The sequence below is a fragment of the Geomicrobium sp. JCM 19038 genome, from assembly GCF_000698125.1.
Classification (GTDB): Bacteria; Bacillota; Bacilli; order Bacillales; family Marinococcaceae; genus Geomicrobium_A.
Genome location: NZ_BAXA01000005.1, coordinates 100,539 through 122,885 on the forward strand (window position 1 = coordinate 100,539; position 22,347 = coordinate 122,885).

Annotated in this window: 23 protein-coding genes, 4 pseudogenes and 1 CRISPR repeat array; of the genes and pseudogenes, 24 read left to right on the forward strand and 3 right to left on the reverse strand. The window is 40.4% G+C overall.

Features of this window, described 5'->3' with window-relative positions:
• Nucleotides 1-183 precede the first annotated feature (183 nt).
• The 7 genes from JCM19038_RS08160 (at nt 184) to JCM19038_RS08185 (ending at nt 5,831) form a co-directional block, all read left to right on the forward strand.
• Nucleotides 184-1,872, forward strand: coding sequence for a hypothetical protein (locus JCM19038_RS08160; RefSeq protein WP_042416567.1), 1,689 nt, complete (start codon nt 184-186; stop codon nt 1,870-1,872).
• Nucleotides 1,850-2,152 (forward strand): putative Ig domain-containing protein, encoded by a 303-nt coding sequence (locus JCM19038_RS08165; RefSeq protein ID WP_042416569.1) that lies wholly within the window; start codon nt 1,850-1,852, stop codon nt 2,150-2,152. The genes JCM19038_RS08160 and JCM19038_RS08165 overlap by 23 nt, the downstream gene beginning before the upstream one ends.
• Before the next feature lie 145 nt (nt 2,153-2,297).
• On the forward strand, nt 2,298-2,423 hold the full coding sequence (locus tag JCM19038_RS24365; RefSeq protein ID WP_255343363.1) for a hypothetical protein: 126 nt from the start codon (nt 2,298-2,300) through the stop codon (nt 2,421-2,423).
• Nucleotides 2,424-2,470: 47 nt separating this feature from the next.
• Nucleotides 2,471-2,848, forward strand: a complete 378-nt coding sequence (locus JCM19038_RS08170) for a putative glycolipid-binding domain-containing protein (protein WP_238554332.1) — start codon at nt 2,471-2,473, stop codon at nt 2,846-2,848.
• A 98-nt stretch (nt 2,849-2,946) separates the two neighbouring features.
• Complete coding sequence (locus tag JCM19038_RS08175; RefSeq protein ID WP_042416572.1) at nt 2,947-3,792, forward strand: alpha/beta fold hydrolase; 846 nt, start codon at nt 2,947-2,949, stop codon at nt 3,790-3,792.
• A gap of 320 nt (nt 3,793-4,112) precedes the next feature.
• Nucleotides 4,113-4,319, forward strand: a complete 207-nt coding sequence (locus JCM19038_RS08180) for a DUF3311 domain-containing protein (RefSeq protein WP_042416575.1) — start codon at nt 4,113-4,115, stop codon at nt 4,317-4,319.
• Between the two features lie 12 nt (nt 4,320-4,331).
• Nucleotides 4,332-5,831, forward strand: coding sequence for a sodium:solute symporter family protein (locus JCM19038_RS08185; protein WP_081831699.1), 1,500 nt, complete (start codon nt 4,332-4,334; stop codon nt 5,829-5,831).
• Nucleotides 5,832-6,304: 473 nt separating this feature from the next.
• On the opposite strand, the gene JCM19038_RS08190 is transcribed toward JCM19038_RS08185, so the two are convergent.
• A complete protein-coding gene (locus tag JCM19038_RS08190) occupies nt 6,305-6,790 on the reverse strand; it encodes a hypothetical protein (RefSeq protein ID WP_042416578.1) in 486 nt (161 codons plus the stop codon).
• Between the two features lie 287 nt (nt 6,791-7,077).
• Here JCM19038_RS08190 and JCM19038_RS08195 point away from each other — a divergent pair, with 287 nt between their 5' ends.
• From JCM19038_RS08195 to JCM19038_RS08280, 17 genes and pseudogenes are all read left to right on the forward strand, one after another.
• Nucleotides 7,078-7,449 carry an NUDIX hydrolase gene (locus JCM19038_RS08195; RefSeq protein WP_307189997.1) on the forward strand — a complete coding sequence of 124 codons (372 nt, stop codon included), beginning with the start codon at nt 7,078-7,080 and terminating at the stop codon, nt 7,447-7,449.
• A gap of 90 nt (nt 7,450-7,539) precedes the next feature.
• On the forward strand, nt 7,540-8,247 hold the full coding sequence (locus JCM19038_RS08200; RefSeq protein ID WP_042416581.1) for a hypothetical protein: 708 nt from the start codon (nt 7,540-7,542) through the stop codon (nt 8,245-8,247).
• A gap of 107 nt (nt 8,248-8,354) precedes the next feature.
• Nucleotides 8,355-8,762 carry a DUF1801 domain-containing protein gene (locus JCM19038_RS08205; protein ID WP_042416584.1) on the forward strand — a complete coding sequence of 136 codons (408 nt, stop codon included), beginning with the start codon at nt 8,355-8,357 and terminating at the stop codon, nt 8,760-8,762.
• Nucleotides 8,763-9,226: 464 nt separating this feature from the next.
• Nucleotides 9,227-9,409, forward strand: coding sequence for a hypothetical protein (locus JCM19038_RS08215; protein ID WP_042416591.1), 183 nt, complete (start codon nt 9,227-9,229; stop codon nt 9,407-9,409).
• A gap of 179 nt (nt 9,410-9,588) precedes the next feature.
• Nucleotides 9,589-10,185 carry a Gfo/Idh/MocA family oxidoreductase gene (locus tag JCM19038_RS08220; protein ID WP_304412581.1) on the forward strand — a complete coding sequence of 199 codons (597 nt, stop codon included), beginning with the start codon at nt 9,589-9,591 and terminating at the stop codon, nt 10,183-10,185.
• 22 nt (nt 10,186-10,207) lie between these two features.
• Nucleotides 10,208-10,384 carry a hypothetical protein gene (locus JCM19038_RS22735; RefSeq protein ID WP_193745084.1) on the forward strand — a complete coding sequence of 59 codons (177 nt, stop codon included), beginning with the start codon at nt 10,208-10,210 and terminating at the stop codon, nt 10,382-10,384.
• Between the two features lie 95 nt (nt 10,385-10,479).
• On the forward strand, nt 10,480-10,740 hold the full coding sequence (locus tag JCM19038_RS08225; protein WP_042360513.1) for a metal-sensitive transcriptional regulator: 261 nt from the start codon (nt 10,480-10,482) through the stop codon (nt 10,738-10,740).
• Between the two features lie 78 nt (nt 10,741-10,818).
• Nucleotides 10,819-11,299 (forward strand): annotated as a pseudogene (locus JCM19038_RS08230) (DsrE/DsrF/DrsH-like family protein).
• Nucleotides 11,300-11,313: 14 nt separating this feature from the next.
• Nucleotides 11,314-11,876 (forward strand): annotated as a pseudogene (locus JCM19038_RS08235) (sulfurtransferase TusA family protein).
• Nucleotides 11,873-13,000: an MBL fold metallo-hydrolase gene (locus JCM19038_RS08240; RefSeq protein ID WP_042416594.1), complete on the forward strand. Its 1,128-nt coding sequence runs from the start codon at nt 11,873-11,875 to the stop codon at nt 12,998-13,000. The pseudogene JCM19038_RS08235 and the gene JCM19038_RS08240 overlap by 4 nt, the downstream one beginning before the upstream one ends.
• Before the next feature lie 28 nt (nt 13,001-13,028).
• Complete coding sequence (locus tag JCM19038_RS08245) at nt 13,029-13,259, forward strand: sulfurtransferase TusA family protein (protein WP_042416597.1); 231 nt, start codon at nt 13,029-13,031, stop codon at nt 13,257-13,259.
• A gap of 57 nt (nt 13,260-13,316) precedes the next feature.
• Nucleotides 13,317-14,098, forward strand: a pseudogene (locus tag JCM19038_RS08250) (sulfite exporter TauE/SafE family protein).
• 347 nt (nt 14,099-14,445) lie between these two features.
• Nucleotides 14,446-15,096 (forward strand): DUF2306 domain-containing protein, encoded by a 651-nt coding sequence (locus JCM19038_RS08255; protein ID WP_152549371.1) that lies wholly within the window; start codon nt 14,446-14,448, stop codon nt 15,094-15,096.
• Between the two features lie 534 nt (nt 15,097-15,630).
• Nucleotides 15,631-16,192: direct repeats of the CRISPR family, unit length 32 nt; unit sequence GTCGCACTCCGTGTGAGTGCGTGGATTGAAAT.
• A 2,095-nt stretch (nt 16,193-18,287) separates the two neighbouring features.
• A complete protein-coding gene (locus JCM19038_RS08270) occupies nt 18,288-19,067 on the forward strand; it encodes a gluconate 2-dehydrogenase subunit 3 family protein (protein ID WP_238554333.1) in 780 nt (259 codons plus the stop codon).
• A 33-nt stretch (nt 19,068-19,100) separates the two neighbouring features.
• Nucleotides 19,101-20,813, forward strand: coding sequence for a GMC family oxidoreductase (locus JCM19038_RS08275; RefSeq protein WP_042416603.1), 1,713 nt, complete (start codon nt 19,101-19,103; stop codon nt 20,811-20,813).
• Between the two features lie 57 nt (nt 20,814-20,870).
• Nucleotides 20,871-21,052 (forward strand): annotated as a pseudogene (locus JCM19038_RS21750) (twin-arginine translocase TatA/TatE family subunit).
• A 114-nt stretch (nt 21,053-21,166) separates the two neighbouring features.
• Entirely contained in the window at nt 21,167-21,466 is a 300-nt protein-coding gene (locus tag JCM19038_RS08280; RefSeq protein WP_042416605.1) for a cytochrome c, read from the forward strand.
• 266 nt (nt 21,467-21,732) lie between these two features.
• On the opposite strand, the gene JCM19038_RS08285 is transcribed toward JCM19038_RS08280, so the two are convergent.
• Nucleotides 21,733-22,032: a hypothetical protein gene (locus JCM19038_RS08285; protein ID WP_042416607.1), complete on the reverse strand. Its 300-nt coding sequence runs from the start codon at nt 22,030-22,032 to the stop codon at nt 21,733-21,735.
• Between the two features lie 138 nt (nt 22,033-22,170).
• Nucleotides 22,171-22,299 (reverse strand): hypothetical protein, encoded by a 129-nt coding sequence (locus JCM19038_RS24370; protein WP_193745089.1) that lies wholly within the window; start codon nt 22,297-22,299, stop codon nt 22,171-22,173.
• Nucleotides 22,300-22,347: the final 48 nt, after the last annotated feature.

Genomic DNA, 22,347 nt, shown 5'->3' on the forward strand with positions numbered 1-22,347 from the left:
TATGATCACTTAACATCGATCATTTATAGTGAATTTATAGCAATTATAACAGAAATAATCAGCAGTTATCAGAGAATGCACAGGTGAAGCGTGATTGGAGGTGATTCATGGAGGTCTTACAAAGCGGTATGGAAAACGTATCTTGAGATCAAATTTCTAATTAACTTTGTAAGGAGGACTACAATGAAAGTAAAAACTCGAGGTTTTGCGATCGCATCAATTCCAAGAAGGCGACAATGGGCAACGCGTGCAGGTTTTATGATGGTGGCGTTTGGAACGGCTGCAACGCTGATTGCAGCCTCAACATCTGAAGTGGTCGCAACTGAGCCGTTTGGTGCCGCGCAAGGAAGTTTCACAGATGAGTTACAAAGACCATCACTCATGGATTTCAGTTCTGCACCAGAGGAGGTTCTTGAGGAAGACGATGAACTCTGGCAGTCGGAACAGGTTAGACCAAATGCTTCCCCTTATCAGGCGTTTGAATTGGAGCATCCTGGGGAGCACACACCAGTTAGATGGAGCGGGAAGGTTGACCCAGAGCGTGACGTTTCCTTGTTGGCGTGGAATCATGAAAAAGAGCGTTGGGATCAATTACGAAGTGAATCAGGCTCCGCACCTGATAATACAGTATTGAAAGCCTATCTGTCTGAGGATTATCGTGATGTGAATGATGCTACACACATCGCCATTGTTGGTGAAGATTCATCGATGACAAGAACAGGCAACTGGAAACCTGACTCAAGCGGTGTTACAGACGATTTCCGTGATCCTGAAACGTATGATTTCTCGTTGGCTCACATCACAGATACTCAGTTTTTGGCAGAAGGAGCCGTTGACCCAGAACTTGATGAAGAAGCACAGGAGCGTTTCGCTTCAGCCTACAGGGATAAGATGAATTGGATCGTTGATAATCAAGATCAACGTAAGATTGCATACGTTGCTCATACAGGTGATATTATCGAGAATTGGATGCTGCCGCATCATTCAGAAGAACAGGCGCATAAGGAATTCGGGTTTGCTTCGGATATGCAGGCGATCATTGATGAGGCTGGAATTCCGAACGGCATCCTCCCAGGTAACCACGACAACGGTTGGGGTGCTTTTGGCAATGAGATGTTCAATGATTATTTCTCTCAAAAACGATACGAGGAAGCATCACAATCTTGGGAGAACGGTACTTACGGCGGTCCTTGGCAAGAAGGAGATAACTCCGCCCATTACGACTTATTTGAAGTGGACGACCATGAATTCATCGCGGTTCACTTGCCATATGGTCATACGAACGCTCAGAGAAACTGGGCGAATGAAGTGCTTGAGGCGTTCCCAAACCGTGATGCATTCTTGTTTACGCATGCTTATTTGAGAGCATCAAGTAGTGATGATGCTTCAAAAGCATCTGGAAACAGAGGCTACGGTGATAACAGTCATTTACTGAGAACACAAGTCGTCGAGCAAAATGACAACATCGTTATGGTCTCTTCCGGTCACTATCATGGAACAGCTTGGAATCAGAATTTTAACGGCAACAACGGTCCGGTCTTTGAAATGTTAGCAGATTATCAGAACTATGAAGTTGATGGCGAGCGTAACACAGGATTCATGCGGTTGTTGCAGTTCGATATCGATGCCGGTGAAGTTACCGTAAATACGTACTCACCGAAACTCGCTGAGTTCAATGCGACAGATTATGATACTGGAAATCGTAACTATCAACCGGAAACCGACGAGTACACGGCTCCGCTGCCCCTAAGCACACGAGGAACGACTGTCATGACCGACCAGATCCAACTTGGCAATTCCGATCAGTCGGTTGCTGATCCTCCAGAAAATGAACCTAAACCGATCCCATATGCGTCACCGAAAAGATGGTGACGACGATCAGCAGATCGGACAATTGAACATCCGCCAACAAGATGACCTGACCGTGAACTCAGGCGAGGAAATCAGTCCAATTGATCTTTTCGTCAATGATGACGATGCAGCCATAGAATTCGAAGGACTACCCGAAGGCATGGTCGGTGTTGCAGATAGCCGTACAATTTCAGGTGTCCCAACCGAACCAGGCACGTATGAGATTACAGTGACAGCATTCAACCAATTCGAAGTTGAAGAGACGATGAGCTTCTCGATTACGGTAGAAGAAACTGAGTGATGGTTAATTGGTAAAGTTAAAAGGAATTCCTTCTAAGCGATACGTTAATAGCGTATCGCTTTTTCTAATTTGTAGAGTGTTAGGGTATTAAACTGTAGAAGGAAATGTTTTATAGAAAGCGAATAATCAACGAAGGAGAGATACAATGAATAAAAAAATTATATGGAAAAACTTAGAGGTATTCGGTTACGAACATTTTGATATGAAGGTAGAAAAAGACATTAATACGATTGGAACAATCATTACTACCGTCGATGACGTAAACCAATAGCAATAAAATACTGCATCCAACTAAATCAAAATTGGGTTACAACTGAAGTGAATATAGAAATAGACAACCAAAATCGATTGAAAATACATAGTGATGGAAATGGGAATTGGTTTAATGAGGATGGAACACCTTTAGAAAATCTTAGAGGAGCGATTGATGTAGATTTATCAGCAACCCCGTTTTCAAACACGTTACCAATCAATAGAGAGAGTTGGAATGTAGGTGATGAAAAGAAGTTTGAGATGGTGTATATTACATTCCCTGAATTAGAAGTTAAGAAGGTTAAGCAGAGTTATAAATATAGTAAAACAAAGGATGGCAATCGTTACTATGATTATGAGTGTCGAGGTTATCAAACAGAAATAACAGTCGATGATGATGGTTTTGTAATTGATTACCCTAGTGTTTTTCAAAAGATCTATTAAAGTGTGCAAGTAAAAAGTTGAGAATTAGCATAAGTGCTGAGTAGTGTCGATAAAATAAAAGATTTTCAGTGATTACAGAATGAAAAGGAGGGTCTTGCATGTGGACTCAACAGCTGATTGAGACAGACAGGGGCGTCTTTGAAGTTTTCATAAAAGGAGATGGTGAGCCTTTAGCCGTCACCCATCATTATAGTGCTTTTAATGAACGTGGAAATGCATTTGCAAATCCGTTTACGGACGTCTATACAGTATATCTCATTAATCTTAGGGGTGCGGGTCAATCCGTAGGTGCGAAACATGAATATGAATACGGTATGGAAGAGACGATCTTAGATTTAGAAGCACTTCGTGAAACTTTAGGGTTTGGTCAATGGGGATTTGCCGGGCACTCTACCGGTGGGATGTTGGCGTTGAAGTATGCGATTAATCGACCAGCTTCTCTAACGAAGATTATTGCAGGTGGGGCAGCAGCCAGTTATGAATATGGATCAGACCCGAGTTCCATTTACTGCCCAAAAAATCCGGATTTCACTCGCATCGTAGAAATTATGGATCAACTAAACGATCCGACAACCCCAATTGAAACCCGTAGAAAACTGAATTACGAGTGGGCTTTAATGTCCTATTACTCAGAAGACAAACTGCAAGATGCGATGACGAAACCGAATAGTGGTAAACCTGTCGGAGAGAGGCTAGATTATTTTAGGAAAGTTGAATATCCTACCTATGATATTAGGGAGAAGCTAAAAAATGTACCTATAACTAGCTATATTTATGCCGGAAGATACGATGCCCAGTGCCCGATGAAATTCGGAATTGAAATTGCTCAATTGATCCCAACAGCTTCGTTAACCATCTTTGAAGAAAGCAATCACAATCCATTCTCGGAGGAAAAAGAGAAGTTTCAAGAGTTTGTGTATGGAACTATTAAAGAAGTCCTCTAAGAAAACTTGCGTAGGGGTAAGTACTTTTATGTTGGGATTTTGATGGTTTGATGTATATAGTCGATGCAAAATCCCCTCGTAAAACGGTTAAGTAGCAATACAATTATTGTTGTTTTTGGTGTTTCACCTACATATTTTCCCCATTCTATGGTGTTTGATTGAAAACTCTTTGATAGATTCGTTCACAATAGGAATACAGATTGTAACGGTAAATATGAGGTTTGTTAAACAGCATGTATGAATCATTAACGTTAATTGTTTGGTATGTTAGTAATAATAAAATAATCTAATAATTCTGATTTGATAAGGGGGGAGAAGTATTGAGTGTACGTAAATTAATCTTGATCTTAATCATTGGTGGTTTATTTATGCTTCAAAGTCCAATCATCTTAGTAGCGAATCGGATTGAACCAGTCATTTTAGGTTTACCTTTTTTTATTTTTTGGAATTTTTTTTGGTGGGCAATTTTAACTGTAGTCATGTATATCGCATATAAGCTAAATTGGGGTAATCAAAAAATAGAGTAAGGGGTGAAGAAGTTGATCTCTGGCGTAGTTATAATACTATTATTTATGATAATCCCATTAATCGTCGGGGTATTGGCGGCAACTAAATCAGACAATACGAGTGATGATTATTTCATACAAGGCCGTAATATGGGTTCGATCACAACATTTTTTACAGTATCGGCAACCTGGTGGAGTGCATTTGCGTTTTTGGGATCCAACGCCTCTTTATATTCTGAAGGACCGGTTTATTTAACTGCAATTGGTTGGAACATTTTATTTGGGATTTTGTATTTTGTAGTTGGGAAGAGGGTTTGGTACTTAGGGAAAAAGTTTAATTATGTGACGCCGTCAGACCTTTTAGGTGATTTTTATGATAGCGAAAAAATAAGAGTAGTGGTTGGGATCGTCGTTGTGGTTTTTACGATTCCATACTTACAGATTCAGTTGACAGGCGGAGCTTATCTAATAGAAATTGCTTCGGGAGGTTATATTCCTTTTTGGTTAGCGGCATTAATGTTTTATATCGTTATTTTAATTTATGTTTGGGTTGGCGGGATCAGAGCCATTGCGTGGACAGATATTATCTACGGTGCAATTTTATTATTTGGTCTCCTATATGCTGGGCTTTACCTTTCAAATGTTGTAGGTGGACCTATAGCGATGTTTGAGCAGATGCAAGCTCAATATCCAGAACATATGGTGTTACCTGGTCCTGATGGGAATGCAGGATATGGCATGTGGATCTCACTTTGTTTTATAACAGCGATCGGAGCATTAATGGGTCCTCAAATGTGGTTGCGTATGTATTCGGTTAAGAATGGTACGATTTTTAATTTAATGCCTTTCCTAATATCAATCATTGCGATTTGTTACGCAGGATCATTGTTAGTAAGTTGGACAGGCGTTCTCGTAATGCCTGGTGTTGAGAATCCCGATCAAATACTTCCGTTGTTGTTAATGGAATATGCACCATTTATTATTGCTGCCTTAATTCTCGCGGCGGGAGCTTCGGCCGCAATGTCGACTGCAAATAGTCAAATCCATGCTGTGTCTACAGTCATGACAAAAGATTTTTATCAAAGGTATAAGAACCCGGATGCCTCCCATGCAAAACTGATGAGAATTGGAAGGTATTATTTACTAGTATTCTCTGCTATTGCCTACGTTTTAGCGTTATTTGCTCCAGGTTTACTCGTAACAGTAGGGTTAATTGCGTTTGGCGGGACGGCACAATTAATTGTGCCTACACTAGGTGCATTATTCTGGAAACGTTCCACTGCAACCGGAGCATTAACTGGCATGATTAGCGGATTGTTCGTCATGATGATCCTTCAATTTACTCCTTTACCGTTACCATTTGGTCTTAGTTCATCAATGTATGGTTTATTCGTAAATGTACTACTCTTCGTTGTGGTCAGCTTGCTAACGAAGCCACGACCTGTATCGGTGTCGAGTCGTTTTGAGTTGGCATTGAATGAGTTCAATAAGGAAGAACATAAAGGACATAATGATAAGAAGAAGAGTGCATGAACAAGCTGAATAATTTTGCATTTAGCGATTCGATTAACTAAAGACTTAGTTCAGAACGTAAATCCTTATGGTAATGAAATTAGATAACTTACTTTTTCCCAAGATAAAGAGCTGGGGCACATAACTAAAATTGCCAACACTAAAGACGAATAACTACAGCTTTTAAAGTTCTATAATACAAAAAACCGAACTCATTCACCATTCTACTTGTAGAGTGATGAATTTAGTTCGGTTTTTCTTATTCCTAAAATAATTTTAACTCAAGCACTTTTTGTAATTTATAGATTAAAGGTATGCATAATCGCATTTAACACATCTTGAGAAAAAAGGTATACGAACGTTAAAAACATCGAAATCGGTATGATAAATAATAAGAGTTTCATCAAAGGTGTTTTAATAAATATAGTTTCCGCTTTTTTTAAGAGTGACATGGGTTCATCATTGTTCATGATTATCCTCCTTGGGTAGATGTTTTAGTCAACATAATCGTTAGCTTCACAAAAGTTGTCTATAGCTCCCACTTCGCCATAAAAGTTCTGGCAAGCTGTATAAGCGCTAGTTTTATAAACGTCAGTCATAAAAGCAACACCAACGGCTGCAGCACCTCCAACAGCGGCAGCTTTAGCAACAGACTTTACAGCAGCAGGAACAGCTAGGACAGGCAATGCCTGAGTGCTAATGTCACCAGATGTTTCTCCGAAGTTTTCTTCAATTAGATCTGCTTCTATTTCAGTTAAACCATTTTCAAGAGCTTGTTCTCTATTAAATGTGTAGGCTCCATCTTCGTAAATCTCAAAATTCCCTTCAAGAGCTTCTTCTATTCGTTCGACATCATTTCCTGTAGTCTGCGCTTGAGAAACAGATGCAAATGGAAGAGATAGGGATACGATTAACGCTAGTGTAGTAATTAAGGATAATTTTAACCATGAATTTCGACATAACAATTTCCTATGTATCATTGTAAAACCTCCTAAAATATATGTTGGGAAGCATTCTACGTGAATATTTTTTATTTTTAAATAGGTGTTGAATAATTGAGTCTAATGACTAGGTAATGTAATGGGATTACGAGGCGAAATAAGCCTAAGATCATGGCAGAAATTATTCAATATGGGTTATTAGTGAAAGCTTACTCATGTATTTTAATAATAAAATGAATTAGTTTAACTAATGAAGAAAATTACATTGAAGAAGGAAATTCATTAGATGGGGAGAAGCCTATTTGTTAGATAACGGAGGAGTCAAAATGAAAAAATGGTTGGGTTCTTCAGGCGTGTGTATCAACCAGGATGGTCAATTGTTAATGGTTCTGCAAGGTAGACCTGCAGAGAATAAAACGTGGTCTATTCCATCAGGTGGAAAAGAACAAGAAGAAACATTTGAAGAGTGTTGCATTAGAGAAGTGAAAGAAGAAACGGGTTATACAGTGGAAGTCGTTGAGAAGCTGAAGGTGAAGCAAAGAACTTACGAACAGATTAATGTTGCTGTTGAAGCTCACTACTTCTTGGTGAAAGTTGTAGGAGGTAAAAGAAACTTTCAAGATCCTGACAATCTTATTTATGATATCGCTTGGAAAGACGTTAGAGTTAACCTTCCCCGAAGACCAAGAATTTCTTAGTAACTACATAATGAAAGTGTCACAATAAAAACGAACGAGTCGACCATGACGTACTGTACTCATTAATGTGTAATGAGGAGGGAAAATAGCATGGGTGAAGTGGTACAGTGTATTATCGAATATAATGAAAATGGTTATTTGATTTATGCAGAAAATTATCCAGGAGCATATGCGAGGGGTAGTACCAAAGACGAAGCTATGCAAAAAATCCCTAGTGAGATACAAGCCTATTGCATGTGGGCGTATAATGACAATAGTAAGCAGAGGATCTCGATTGAGAGTGTTCAGGAACAGAAAGTGAATGTAAACGTTCGAGACGCAGATACATGTATTTTATTTGATCGCGAAAGAGCATCAATCTCAGAAGATGAGTATTCTAAGTTAAAGTTGCTCGTTTTAAAATCTGCTTGGGACTTTAGAAAATTATATCACTCCATTCCTGACAAGAATTTCACAAATAGACAAGAACGAAAAACTTTTTATGGTTGGGTGCCTCTGTCTGCAAGCGATGTTCTTATTCATACAAACAATGTGACAAGCTATTATGTGGGAGAAATTGGAGTCACGATCAAAAATAGAAAAGACATTTATGAAAATCGTGTTTCTGCTTTAAAGTATGTTGAAGCGATGCCGAATTATCTTCAAAATAAAGTCTTTAAAGGGAGTTATAATGAGCTTTGGACGTTAAGAAAGGTCATGCGTCGTTTCATTTGGCATGATCGTATTCATGCGAAATCAATGTATCGATTGGCAAATTCTAGATGGGGTGAAACGATTGAGAACCCCTTTTATTTCTAATCTTTCTAATCGATACTTGTTACGCAGTTAAACAATCACCTGTTGGCAACATTATTCTTGATTATAAAACGATGCAAATGCTTTACTCGAAAAAGGAGAATGCATACATGCCCGAACCAAAGATGAAAGAGACCAATAACAGTGTAAACGAATTTATTGAAAGTGTAGAAAGTGAGAAGAAGAAGGCAGACGCCTATCGACTAGTAGAGATCTTTGAAGAGGTAACGGGGTACAAGGCGAAGATGTGGGGGCCTAGTATTATAGGTTTCGGTAGCTATCATTATAAATACGCATCTGGACGTGAAGGAGACGCTCCTTTAGCGGGTTTTTCACCAAGAAAGGCAAAAATTAGTCTCTATTTAGCCTATGAAAGTGAGAAAAGAGAGGAACTGTTAGCACGGTTCGGTAAACACACGAAAAGTAAGGCTTGTATATATGTTAATAAATTGGCTGATATTGACCTGGATGTGTTAAAGGAATTGATCCATCACACAATAGAAACGTATCAAGACTAACAGCATCAGTGCTTTTCATGCCGATGAACGAATTACTGGACACTGATTTTGACTATGGAAAATTTATAAAATTTTTAAGACGTATATAATTTTTTAAGTAAATAATATTGATACAACAAGGTGGTGGAATTCTTTTGTTTCTAATGAATTTGATGTCTCAAGTCATAATAATTGTTACCGTTTATTTAGTGTTTTTCTCAATAGGTAAATTAATTAATACTGATATTCTTAACGCAATCACGTTTTATAATGACGGTTTTACAATTAGTTTTATAGGTGTAATTCTGCTTTTAGTGACCTCCAACATAATTTACTTTATTATTAAGCGGTTCATCAGTATCAAGGCTGTTACTTAGTATTTGATTAAGGTGTGGCAACTGAAAATAGCTTATAAGCCTCTAAAAATTATGTTAACCTTATTTTAATTGAGGTTAACAATTCGTGTTCAGGAGGTGCTAAATTTCATGTCAAAAAAGAGTAAAACGTTATTAATGACAATATCATCGGTTTTGTTTATCATTTTAGTTTTTATGTATTTCATTGGCTATTGGTCGGCTAATAGTTATATTGAAATTTTGTTCTTCTTTGTGATGATAGCAAGTGTGTATAGCTCAGGAATGCAATTTAGAAGTTACTTTGCTGAGTAGTAAGAGTATTCATTTTTTGTTCCTTCATCACAATACAAAAATAAACGAACTAATTGCTCCTTGCGATAAACCAACATCGGATATTGCTCTGCTTAACATGAACTGTATAACTAGATCGTTAGGGGAACACTTCTACAATTCAAAAGTAATTGGTGTAAGGTTCATTATAGGGGGAGATTATTCACTTTGAGTATCACATCTCAAGCCCTCAATATCAAAGCTTGCATTCGAACAAAAGAGGTTGGATGGGTGAAAAACAACAATTCGGAGGTATGCTAGGCGCTTTAGGCACACATATGATTGATTGTTTGAGATGGTTAGTGGATGATGAGGTGGAGAACGTGAATGGGTTGTTACATACGCACGTACCTGAAGGTGCTGGAGAAATGCGAGATGCAGATGATGGGTTCTTTATTCACGGAAAGATGAAGAAGAATTGCACATTTTCAATTCAGTTGCTTTCTGGTGTTAACCACGGATTTGGGTCTAGCATCAAGGTATTTGGAAGGCAAGGAACGATGACACTAGAGAATGATAAGTTGCTTTTAATAGGGCAAGCTCAAGCACCATTAGAAGAGCTCGACATTCGGTCAGAAGGAAAGCTGCCAGCGCTACAGTCGAAAGAGGCAGCGGCTTATTATCCAGCATTTTATCCTTTCGTAGAAAAGGTGTATGATTATTTTGCCTTTCATCAAGTCGATCGGGATTTACCACTCATTGAATATGGGCATCATAACCAAGTCGTGATGGATACAATCATTGAAAGCCAAACGTAATTTAATAAGTAGGTGGTAGTGGATGAGCAGGATCGTTGCGTTCATCATCTTGTTTGTTTTGTTTTCGTATGTTGTTAATTTTGAGCCTGTTATTGTCTTCGTCGAGGCGTTACTTCAAAATAATTTTATTATTATCATTGGGCTTCTTTCTTTTATCGTCATAACTGTATTGATGACCCTGATCTTGAAACCGAGTTAACCATAAATTCTTTTCTGGAAGATCATACTAGTTGACGGAATACCCCGGTGGGTATATTGTTAGTAATAAGTTAATCAAAAAAGGGGTGAAACGACATGGAATATACCGATCAAATGAAAAATCGATTAAAACGAGTCGAGGGACAACTTCGAGGCGTTCTAAAAATGATGGAAGACGGGGAGGACTGTCGTGATGTTGTGTCTCAACTAGCGGCTTCTCGTACAGCCATTGATCGCACGATGGGGGTTATTGTTAGCGAAAATCTCGTAGAGTGTGTTCAGAAAGCGATTGAAGATGGAGAAGATACGAAAGACTATGTTGATCAAGCCGTAAACTTGCTCGTTAAGAGTCGCTAGGGTAGTCTGTCTACCCTAGAAAAATTTTTAGCAATTATAATACCCATACGGGTATATGTATATAAAAAGGAGAAGACAATGACTGACACAAAATCAACGAACATTATTCTGTTTAGTGGAGATTATGACAAAGCCATGGCTGCGTACATTATTGCAAACGGTGCAGCCGCTTATGACCATAAGGTCACCATCTTTCATACGTTCTGGGGGCTTAATGCGTTGAGAAAAGATGAACCGATTCAAGCGAACAAAACGATGTTAGAAAAAATGTTCGGTAAAATGATGCCCCGCGGTGCTGAAAAGATGGGATTGTCTAAGATGCATTTTGCAGGTATGGGGCCAAAATTAATAAAAAAAGGTCATGAAAAAGCACAATGCGATGCCTTTAGCCGATCTCATTGAAATGGCGGAAGAACAAGACGTCAACTTAGTGGCCTGTACGATGACGATGGATTTGTTAGGACTGCAAAAAGCGGAACTCAGAGAAAGCACCCAATACGCAGGCGTTGCAGCATATCTAGCCGATGCAGAAGACGGGAACGTGAACCTATTTATTTAAGAGGAGTGAATGAAATGGAAGATGTCACGCTGATTGTCAATGCAAAAGGGTTGGCCTGTCCGATGCCAATTGTTCGAACGAAAAAAGCGATGAAAGACATTGCCCCAGGGAGCATTGTCGAAGTGCAAGCGACAGATGAAGGCTCCACTGCGGACTTAAGGGCATGGGCACGAAAAGCAGGTCATGAGTATGTGAAAACGGTGAAGCATGATCAATCGTTAAGCCATTATTTACGCGCAGCAACTAGCGATTCGAACGAGTGTACATTTCCACATGTGATTGATAACAAAGGACTTCAGAACGTTATTGATGCTTACTCTGATTTCGTCATCGTTGATGTAAGAGAAAAAGGTGAGTATGACATACAGCACATTCCGGTGCTCGCTCAATTCCTTTTGGTGAACTAAGTGAGCGGATGCATGAACTGAGAAAAGAACAAGCCATTTATGTTGTATGCCGTACGGGTAACCGTAGTGATTTAGCAGCTCAAACGCTAGCCGACCATGGGTTTCGAAACGTCGTAAATGTCGCCCCTGGAATGAGTCAATGGAAAACCAAAGGAGGAAGCGAAAAGTGAGTGTAACAGCGATGAATCCGAAAGAGTTAGCGAGAAAAGTGATTCAAAAAGAGCCGTTGTTTATTTTAGATGTTCGAAATGAAGATGCGTTTCGTGATTGGAAGGTTGAAGGAGAAAATATTCAATACTTGAATGTCCCGTATTTTGATTTACTAGATGGTGTCGAAGAGATCGTTGACCAGCTTCCTAAACAACAACCGATTCTCGTCGTCTGTGCAAAAGAAGGTTCATCGATTTTAGTCGGTGAGATGCTTTCGGAGGAAGGGTTCAATACTTCTTATCTAGCAGGCGGTATGAAAGCATGGAGTGAACATTTAGAGCCCATTAAAGTCGCCGATTTACGTGAAGGTGGCGAGTTATACCAATTTGTTCGTCTCGGTAAAGGCTGTTTATCGTATATGGTGTTGTCCGGGAACGAAGCCGCCATTATTGATGCGACGCGAATGACAGATGCATACATGATGTTTGCCAAACAGATGGGTGTATCAATTTCGCATGTGTTCGATACCCATTTACATGCCGATCATATTTCGGGTGGCAGAATGATTGCTGAAGAAACCGGTGCGACCTATTGGCTTCCACCAAAAGATGCCGAAGAAGTCACGTTTAATTATGAGCCAATTGAAGATAACGCCCATTTGCAAGTAGGCGCTTCTCGAATTGACATCCAATCTCTAGACACGCCAGGTCATACGATTGGTTCGATGTCCTTTATTGTCGATGAGGCGTATTTATTAACGGGAGACATTTTATTTATTGATTCAATAGGACGACCAGACTTAGCTGGGAAAGCAGAAGATTGGGTTGGGGATTTGCGGCATTCGTTGTATGAAACGTATCAATCACTGTCGCCGGAGCATGTCGTCATGCCTGCGCATTTCATGATTGTTGAGGAATTGAATGATGATGGAAGCGTGGCTGAAAAACTCGGTGTCTTAATGGAGAGAAACCACGGATTAAACGTAGACGACGAGCGAGAATTTCGCTCAATGGTTACCGATCATTTACCACCACAACCGAATGCTTATCGTGAAATCAGAGAAACAAACATGGGCAATAAAACCCCTAGCTTAGAGGAACAACGTGAAATGGAGATGGGTCCAAACCGCTGTGCGGTTCGATAATAATTTTGACTAAAAAGGAGTCAACAAGATGAAGATCACAAAAGTAGTAGATGCAAAAGGAATGGCATGCCCGATGCCAATCGTAAAAACAAAAAAAGAAATGAAGCAGTTAGAATCAGGAGACATTCTGGAAGTACAAGCCACCGATAAAGGTGCGTTAAAGGACTTCGAGGCGTGGGCAAAGTCAACAGGCCATGAGTTGTTACAAACAAAGGAAGCGGACGGGGTTTTAACGTTCCACATAAAGAAAGGAGAATAATAGGCGATGGAAGAGGGGCACATCGCTGTCCCTTTTCTCATCAGTAAGGGGAACGTCGTGGATATTCTTTTTATCATAACCATTTTTCTAATCGGTTTTATCGGCTCATTCATTTCTGGAATAGTAGGTGTTGGGGGCTCGATTATTAAATATCCGATGCTTCTATTCATCCCTCCGCTATTGGGGTTTGCGACATTTACAGCACATGAAGTTGCCGGAATTAGTGCAGTTCAAGTGTTTTTCGCGACAATTGCGGGTGTGTGGGCGTATCGGGGCACAGGGTATTTGCATAAGAAATTGATTGTCTATATGGGATCTAGCATTCTAATCGGAAGCTTTATCGGAGCATTTGCTTCTAATCTTCTTCAAGAAAGCGCCGTGAATGTTGTCTATGCAGTACTCGCAACAATTGCGGCGATTATGATGTTCTTACCAAAAAAACAACTGCCTGACCAGCCAGCACAAGAAATTACATTTCATAAAGGACTGGCTGTAAGCTTATCATTTGTCGTAGGTATAGCATCTGGAATTGTAGGAGCAGCAGGGTCGTTCTTGCTCGTTCCGATTATGTTAACTCTATTAAAACTACCGACCGTGTAACGATTGCAACCTCTTTAGCAGTAACGTTTATCTCTTCTATCGGTTCCACGTTTGGAAAAGTCGCCACAGATCAAGTTCTCTATGGGCCAGTAGCTGTGATGGTTATTGCAAGTGGCATTGCCGCGCCTTTAGGAGCGAAGCTCGGTCAAAAGATGAGTACGAATCTTTTGAAATGGATTCTTGCGATTTTGATTGTTGCTTCATCCCTGCAAATTTGGTGGGGTGTAATACAATCTTAAGCGATCAAAGGATTATCTTCATTTGGTGTGAAACTGAGTGTACACCACCAAGAAAGTTATGAGTAGATGGTAGAAACAAGTCTTTTAACAATGTTTCTATATATTTATATTTAAGGTATGGTCACATTACCATACCTTAAATATAAATATTCCGATGATCTTATATGTGAATGGTGTAGTTTGCTCTTGTGATTTACAACGGTATAATTCAAAGATGTTTGATTAGTTTGTCGTGATACACTATAAGGAGAAATTAAAAAAAATAAGGGAGGTACGGATATGTATGCAGGGTTAATTTCTTTGCATGTTATTGCAGGTTTTGTCGCGTTAGCTTTTTATTTATACCTGTGCTCACAAAAAAAGGAGGGCGATATCATAGAAGAGCAGGCTGGGTATTTACGATTGCGATGTTTATTGTCAGTGCAACAAGCGTCTTATTAGCACTTGTTAATAGTCTCGTACACAATTTATCGCTGATGGAGTCTTCATTTAATATCTTTCTTACGTTCATCGGTGTGCTAAGCTATGTAACCGCAATATATGGAATTAGAGTTCTGAAAATTAGAAATAAAAATGGGGTGAAGACGTCATCGTTCGATTGGTTTAATGCTTGTTTACTACTGATTAGTGCAGTCATTGTTATTGTCTTTGGAGCTATTCTTCGTGATCCGTTACTGTTTTGGTTTCCGTTTATCGGTTTATTCTTAGGAGTCACTCAAATTCTTTATATGTCCATGGGGTCTAAGTATAAGAATGAGCGGGTTGTGGAACATCTTACAGCGATGTTGAGCTGTGGTGTTAGTGCAATTACTGCTTTTGTTGTCTTTGGTGCACCCAGGATTTTGGATATAGACCAAGTGTCGTTATTATTATGGTTTGGACCAACAATCATCATTGTGCCCATCATTATCGTTTTTACAAAAAAATTCCGAGGGCCAAAGCGAACGTTAAGCACAGCCGATCAATTCAGAGAAGAGAACCAACGAATTGGGAATTAGAAAGAAGGACTTAGAAATGACCGCTGTGATGTGCCAGTTTCATAACGACAGCGATATGAATTTTAAGTAAATAAAAAGTCTTGTTTCTAGTAAGCTGAGTTATGAGGAACCATCGTGTTCTCTTGAAACAACCCAGTGAGTTTCGTAGAAATATAAGAAAACGTTTTAGCTTCCATAATTTAGCGAATAATTAATAAGGACAATAAAATGTACTGGGAGAACCTTCCGTGAAAAAGCGTCATTACGTATTGGAATGACATGCCAATACAGACATTAGCAGATGAAAAGTAAATAACTTCGTTTAAATAAGAAAATTATTGTTTCCTGAGCATACTGCATTAGTATGCAATATAGAGGCAATAAGCGAGTGCGAATGTGAAGCGAACATAAAAAGCTAGGGGATCCGCACCAATAAAATTGAATATTATGATAAAATATGTAATAAAGTTAAAAGTTGTTTAATTGTTTCAGAGCTAATTCGAAGAAAAGCTTCATTTATACGCGAATTTTGCATAACTATACTTGAAATTCGCAGTCGCACTCCGTGTGAGTGCGTGGATTGAAATACTTATACTAACAACTCCCAAAATGAAGTTCGACGTCGCACTCCGTGTGAGTGCGTGGATTGAAATTGAATCTCAGCGATATAGTTATACTCGTATTCGGTCGCACTCCGTGTGAGTGCGTGGATTGAAATGTCACAAATCCACGGGATGCTCAACATATCAGGGTCGCACTCCGTGTGAGTGCGTGGATTGAAATATCTTCGGGCAATTTTTGGTTACAAGTCGGGCAGTTGTCGCACTCCGTGTGAGTGCGTGGATTGAAATGACTTGGTGGTGAGCGTCTCCGTAAGGTTCGCTGTCGCACTCCGTGTGAGTGCGTGGATTGAAATTAGTTGTAACAGGTTTTGTGTTCAGTGAAGAACAACGTCGCACTCCGTGTGAGTGCGTGGATTGAAATTTAAATATATGTGGCGGTGGCAGCACAAGAACGGTGTCGCACTCCGTGTGAGTGCGTGGATTGAAATTAATTGCGCCATAGAGCGATTCTCAGGTTACAGTGTCGCACTCCGTGTGAGTACGTGGATTGAAATTTCATCGTCTTCTAATTAATGTTTGTTTGTACGATCCAGTGAACGTCATTTATAACGTTCGGTTCTCTTTCTGGATCTTCTGAATGAATTTTCGCTTCATGAGTAATACTTTCGCCAGGTGAGCTTAAGTTCAGACCTTGTGCAGTCCTTTGCATTCTCTGGGCAACTTCGCCTGATCGTCAAGTTGTCTTTCATACGTAGAGTAAGTAATGCTCTCTCGAGTCTCATCAGAGCCCCTAGTTAAGCCGTTTACAAATTGTTGTAAAGTACGTATAGGTTGTGAAATAGCAGGCATAGCTCTTCTAATAAAGTAGTTTGGAAGGTCACGACTAAAAGGGTTAAATCGTTCTTTTGCTTGGTTAATCTTGAAATCCTGCTCAAAAAAAACGGTTCTTCCAGAAGGAATAGATTTAGTGCTTGTGTATTCGATTACCTGATTAGGAGCAAATGCTTGGACGACCCTGACTGTCTGGGTGGACTGATCATACCCCATGATAATTCCATCAGATAGTTTTAATGTAGACCGATGTTCACTAACATGATCTCCTTCTCGCCAACCGATCAGTGAGCGGTTACTGGAAGAAACTGACTTGTAACAAGTAGTTATCAGAACTCTGTTGAATTCCATACATCATGTAACCATGGTTCCTAGTTAAATTGTGAGACCAGACGCTATTTAAAGTGAACATAGATGAATCTAAGTACTCGTAATCATTAATATCTATGGAAGTATAAGTCAGTGTGTTTAAATCGGCGATTAATTGTTCCATATCGTTTTTCTGTCCCTGCTGGAATTCCTGATGTGCCGTTCCTTGATCCATCGTCTCGTCCTGAAAATTTGCAGTAGCATAGGATGAACTTTGACCTTCTTGCAGTTCTGAATGAATAAAGGCGTTGAATAGTGATCGAGTGTCTAACTCATCTTCTAGTGTCCTTAGAACTCAAAAATGCACGACAGCAAGGATTAATTCCTTTTTGTCGTGCATTTTTCGTATGTTTTTTGTGCTTCATTTAGGTTTTGATTAGCTGATTGAACAATAACTTTTTTTGACTTACTCTTTGTATTCTCCCTAATAGTTGTGTCGTAATGTATATAAAAAGGCAGAACAAAAAAGACCGTAACAGTTTCTTTTTTATTCTGCCTTTGAATTTTTATGGTTAATTCTTATGGATCATTAATTTTTAGAGTAGCGTATTCCACGTACCGTAGTAATCGTCGTTTCCATTTCATCCCTGCTCCTAAAAAGGGAGATGAAAAGCAAGGTAGGTAAAGATCTTTGAATAGTTGAATAATAACCAATCCTGGTAACATAGTCAACTTAATTGCATGAATTTGGTATTACTAACAGGGGAGGTTGAAGTTTACGAAAGAAAAGTGTGTACCCTAAAATTATGATTGCACGATACTTAAAATAAACAAACCACAACATGTTATATATGTTGGATGAACGTAATTCATTATAAAATAGATGTGTGAAGTAGTTGGTATTAAACTATGAACTCATAAATAATTACTAACAGGTTGCATATAAATCTGTGAAAATTGCCCATCAGTGTTCCCACACTGATGGGCTTTATTAGTATTAGCAAATATACAGGGCAATAATCAACTTTCAGTTTCTAATAAAAAAGCCATTGTTATGATCCCTACTTACGTTCTTAATTTTTTAAGTTATGACACGATCGACGGTTATTGAATGATAGCAATAAGACCTATACTTTTAGGATACTATTTCATTGAATTAGATGGCCATAATTAATGTTGAATCATAACGACCAAAATTGAGACATATTACGTTTCGGGTCTTGTAAATATAAAATATCGTTGTTGCTATTGCTCTTTCAAAACTACAAATAATAGTTTAAAAAATCTGCTAATTCATGTTACTATTAGTGAGGACTAAATTTATTCATAAAGGTAGCAGTGTTTCCATGTGCAAAAAAACCATCTATTAGTAACAAGTTATGTATCCGAAGAAATGCTAAGTTTTAAGTAAGCGGTTTCTATTCGCTTAACGCGTAATGTACCAAGACTTACAATTATTAAGTAATCACTCGTTTCCTAATTTGACTACATTATAGTGAGGTGTTGAATGTGGCAGAAAAAAAAACCGGGAAGCCGGGAACCCATCAACAGGAGGGAATCACCCGACGTACTTTCATTAAGAATACAGGCTTGATTACCGGTGGTTTAGTTAGTGGTGGTTTGCTTGGGGGTCTTCTCGGCAACCAGTTGGGGACGGGAACAGACACGGAGACGTCAACGGAAGAACACGGACACGGCGCTACCCATAGGTATGAAGAAGCGCGAATGTTTTTTAAACGGCAGGGAGATTTCCGCGTGTTAGAGATGGTGACCGAAACCATCTTTCCTGAAGATGGCAACGGTCCAGGGGCGATCGCTTTAGGTGTGCCTTATTTTATTGACCGTCAACTCGCGGGCAATTGGGGCAGTAATACGCGGGACTATATGCAGGGACCGTTTGAGGAAGGGACAGACACGCAAGGTTATCAATCGTCGCTTACCCGTGGGGAAATTTTTCTCCAAGGCATTCGGCTGATTAATCAAATCAGTACTTCAGATTATGATGAAGCTTTTGTTGATTTAGAGGAACAAGACCGCGTGGCTATATTGACGGAATTTTCAGAAGGTAATGCGGAAATGCGTGGAGTTTCGTCTTCTCGGTTTTTCAGTTTGTTGCGGCAGGCTGTCCTGGAAGGTGCGTATTGTGACCCACTGTACGGTGGAAATCGAGAGATGGCTGGCTGGCGGATGAAAGGGCACCCCGGTTCTGTGATGTCCTATTTAGACGTGATTCAAGAAGAAGATTTTGTTGAAATGGATCCCGTCGCACTGAAAGATCACAATCACTAAAGATAAAAATACTTACGTTTAGGGGGAGATGGCGTGGTACAACAACTAGATAAAGTGGATGTCGTAACGGTAGGAGTCGGCTGGACCGGAGGAATTATTGCAGCTGAGTTAGCGAAGGCTGGCTATAACGTTGTCGGTTTGGAGCGGGGCGCTGAACAGAAAACGGAGGATTTTCTGCAGACGAAAGACGAGCTTCGTTTTGATTCAAGATATGAACTGCTTCAAAACTTATCCAATGAGACGGTTACGTTCCGTAATACGCCGGACATGACCGCTCTGCCGATGCGGGAATACGGCGCTTTTCAGCTCGGGACAGGCCTTGGGGGAGCTGGAGTTCATTGGAGCGGGGTCACGTGGAGATTTCTTCCTTACGACTTTGAAATTCAATCGCAGACTGTGGAGAAATACGGCGAAGATAAAATCCCGGAAGATATGGCACTCCAAGACTGGGGCATTACATATGAAGAACTGGAGCCTTACTATGACACTTTCGAAAAAACAGCAGGCATTTCCGGGGAAGAAAACCCCTTCGGCGGCTTTCGTTCCGATGATTATCCCACGCCGCCGATGAAGGAGACGCCGGCCCTTCGGCTGTTTAAAGAAACGACGACGGAGATGGGGTATCAGCCGTTCATGGCTCCTTCGGCCAACCCGTCGGAAACATATACGAATCCTGATGGAAAAAGGATTAATCAATGCCAATATTGCTCGTATTGCTCCCGATACGGGTGTGATTTCGGCGCCAAGTCCGATCCAATCGTTACCGTCATTCCAACGGCTCTGGAGACAAACAACTTTGAGCTGCGCACGTACTCCAATGTTACGGAAGTTCTGCATGAAGACGGGGTAGCCACTGGGGTCCGTTACACAGATTTGACGACGGGCGTAGAGTACGAACAGCCGGCGGACGTCGTCGTCTTAACGAGTTACGTGTTAAACAACGCTCGATTACTCCTACAGTCGGAGCTTGGACAACCGTATGACCCGGAAACGCAAACCGGCAGCATCGGCAAAAATTATTGTTATCAATTGGAGTTCAGTGGGCAGGGCTTTTTTGAGAAACAGTACAACATGCACATGGGCGCCGGGGCGCTGGGAATGGCCATTGATGACTTCAACGGCGATAACTTCGACCACAGTGATCTGGACTTCCTTCACGGTGGATGGATTTCGCTGCGGCAGGGCGGTCGGACTCCCATCAGCTCCAATGCGGTTCCGGCAGGCACGCCGAGTTTCGGCAGGGAATTTAAAGAACAATCCATCTATCAATTCTTCAGAATGTTATCAGTGGGGACTCAAGGGGCATCACTTCCTAACGTGAATAACTATTTAGATCTCGATCCTACGTATACAGATAAATTGGGCAACCCGCTATTGCGGATGACGTTTGATTTTCATGAGCAGGATCAAAATTTAGCCAGGTATCTGGCAGAGCAGATCGAAGACATTCTGACGGAAATGGGTGCGAGTGACATTGCGGTCAATAAAGACCTCGGCAATTTTGACATTGAACCCTACCAGTCCACGCACAATACAGGTGGCGTCATTATGGGTGATGACCCGGAAACATCAGCAGTGAACAGCTACCTGCAGATGTGGGACCACGACAACGTATTTGTGGTTGGAGCTTCTGCGTTTCCTCACAACGGCGGTTACAACCCGACTGGAACGGTTGGCGCCTTAGCTTACCGGGCTGCTGAAGGCATTGAAGAATATTTAAGTAATGGTGGCGGACAACTGGTATAACTGAACCTAAATAACAATGACGGAAGGCGGACTTCAGATGAGCCATTTAATATCGGTGTGCCGAGCTTAATTCTCATTTTATTGTTGGCTTTGTTGATTTTCGGACCGAAAAGTTGCCGGAAATAGGCAGTGCGTTCGGGGAAACCATTCAGTCTTTTAAAAAATCAACCCACGATCTTCTTGAGGATGAAAAAGTTCAAGAGGAGCAGAAGGTCAGCCATAATGAAAAGGGCGCTTAATCTTCTGCGCTTGTAAAAACATAATGTGTACACAAGACTTCACTCGGAATAGGTAAACGGCAGATGAACCTTTCCGAAAGGTACAAAAAAAGAGACAGGGATGGGAGACACAACATGAAGAAATTATTGATGGCAATTGCAGGTTCAACTCTACTGCTCGCGGCATGCAGCGGAGAAGAAGCTGGGGAATCAGGTGAGACAGTAGATACAGCCGCTGGAGAAGAAGTATACACGGCCAGCTGCCTCAGCTGTCACGGCGACAACATGGAAGGGGCTTCCGGACCTGCGTTGGAAGGATACACTGCCGATGAAGTACTCTCAGCGATTGAAGAAGGACCAGGCGCGATGCCGGCCAACATCGTTGAGGGCGAAGATGCTCAAATCGTGGCTGCATACGTAGAAGACGAAAGCTAATGATTAGAAGTGGGTGACTAACCCTCGTTCTTTCAACCACTAAACGTAAGGCTGCGTACTTGGTGGTTACAGTTAAGTCTAACAAAGAAACAAGCTTTTAAACCCTCGGTCTTTTCAATAATTAAAAGACCGAGGTTTTTTGCATGCGAATCAAAGACCATAAGGTAGTTCACTTATTTGTATTATATAGTTGAATGAAGGATACATAGGAATTTTCGTTGAAAAACTGTGAACGAAATGTCTCCAGTGATTTAAAAACGTGTGGTCTAGTGATCGCACGTCAGTAACCGCGTTAAGATTTCTTTTACTGAGGTTGCGGATTGGATGTTAGTTCTTCGGTAATCTTGAACATTTACCGCCTGCATTGCCATTTCTGGGGTGACTCCACTTAATTGCATCTCTGCCCTTAATAGAGAAAGGATAGACTGCAGCTTTATAACTTCTTCCATTTCGTAATCACCCAAGCTCGTTAAACCGGAGAGATCAATGATTAACGTATGCACATAATTGTGTGCCACGTAATTTGCGGCTTTTCGAAATACCGTTTGGAAACGGTCTTCACTCATCTCCCGACCAAGGGTAGAACAGATATATTGCCCATGAGAGGAACGATGGGGAAGGCTAAGGATTTAACCTCGCGTAATGTTTCATAATAGTTGTGTTCAATCATCTTCCTTTTGGTAACTAGCTTCTATAAGATAGCATTATGATTTACACTCTTTTAAAGCATTCTTTCTACGTATTAGGGTGCGTGTAGGAATACCTGTCAATTGCTCTACTTGTTTATAGGTATGATTTTTCAGAAGAGAGGCTATGTGTATAATCTGTTTTATGGTTAATACTTATGAATCATTAATTTTTAGAGTAGCACATTCGACATA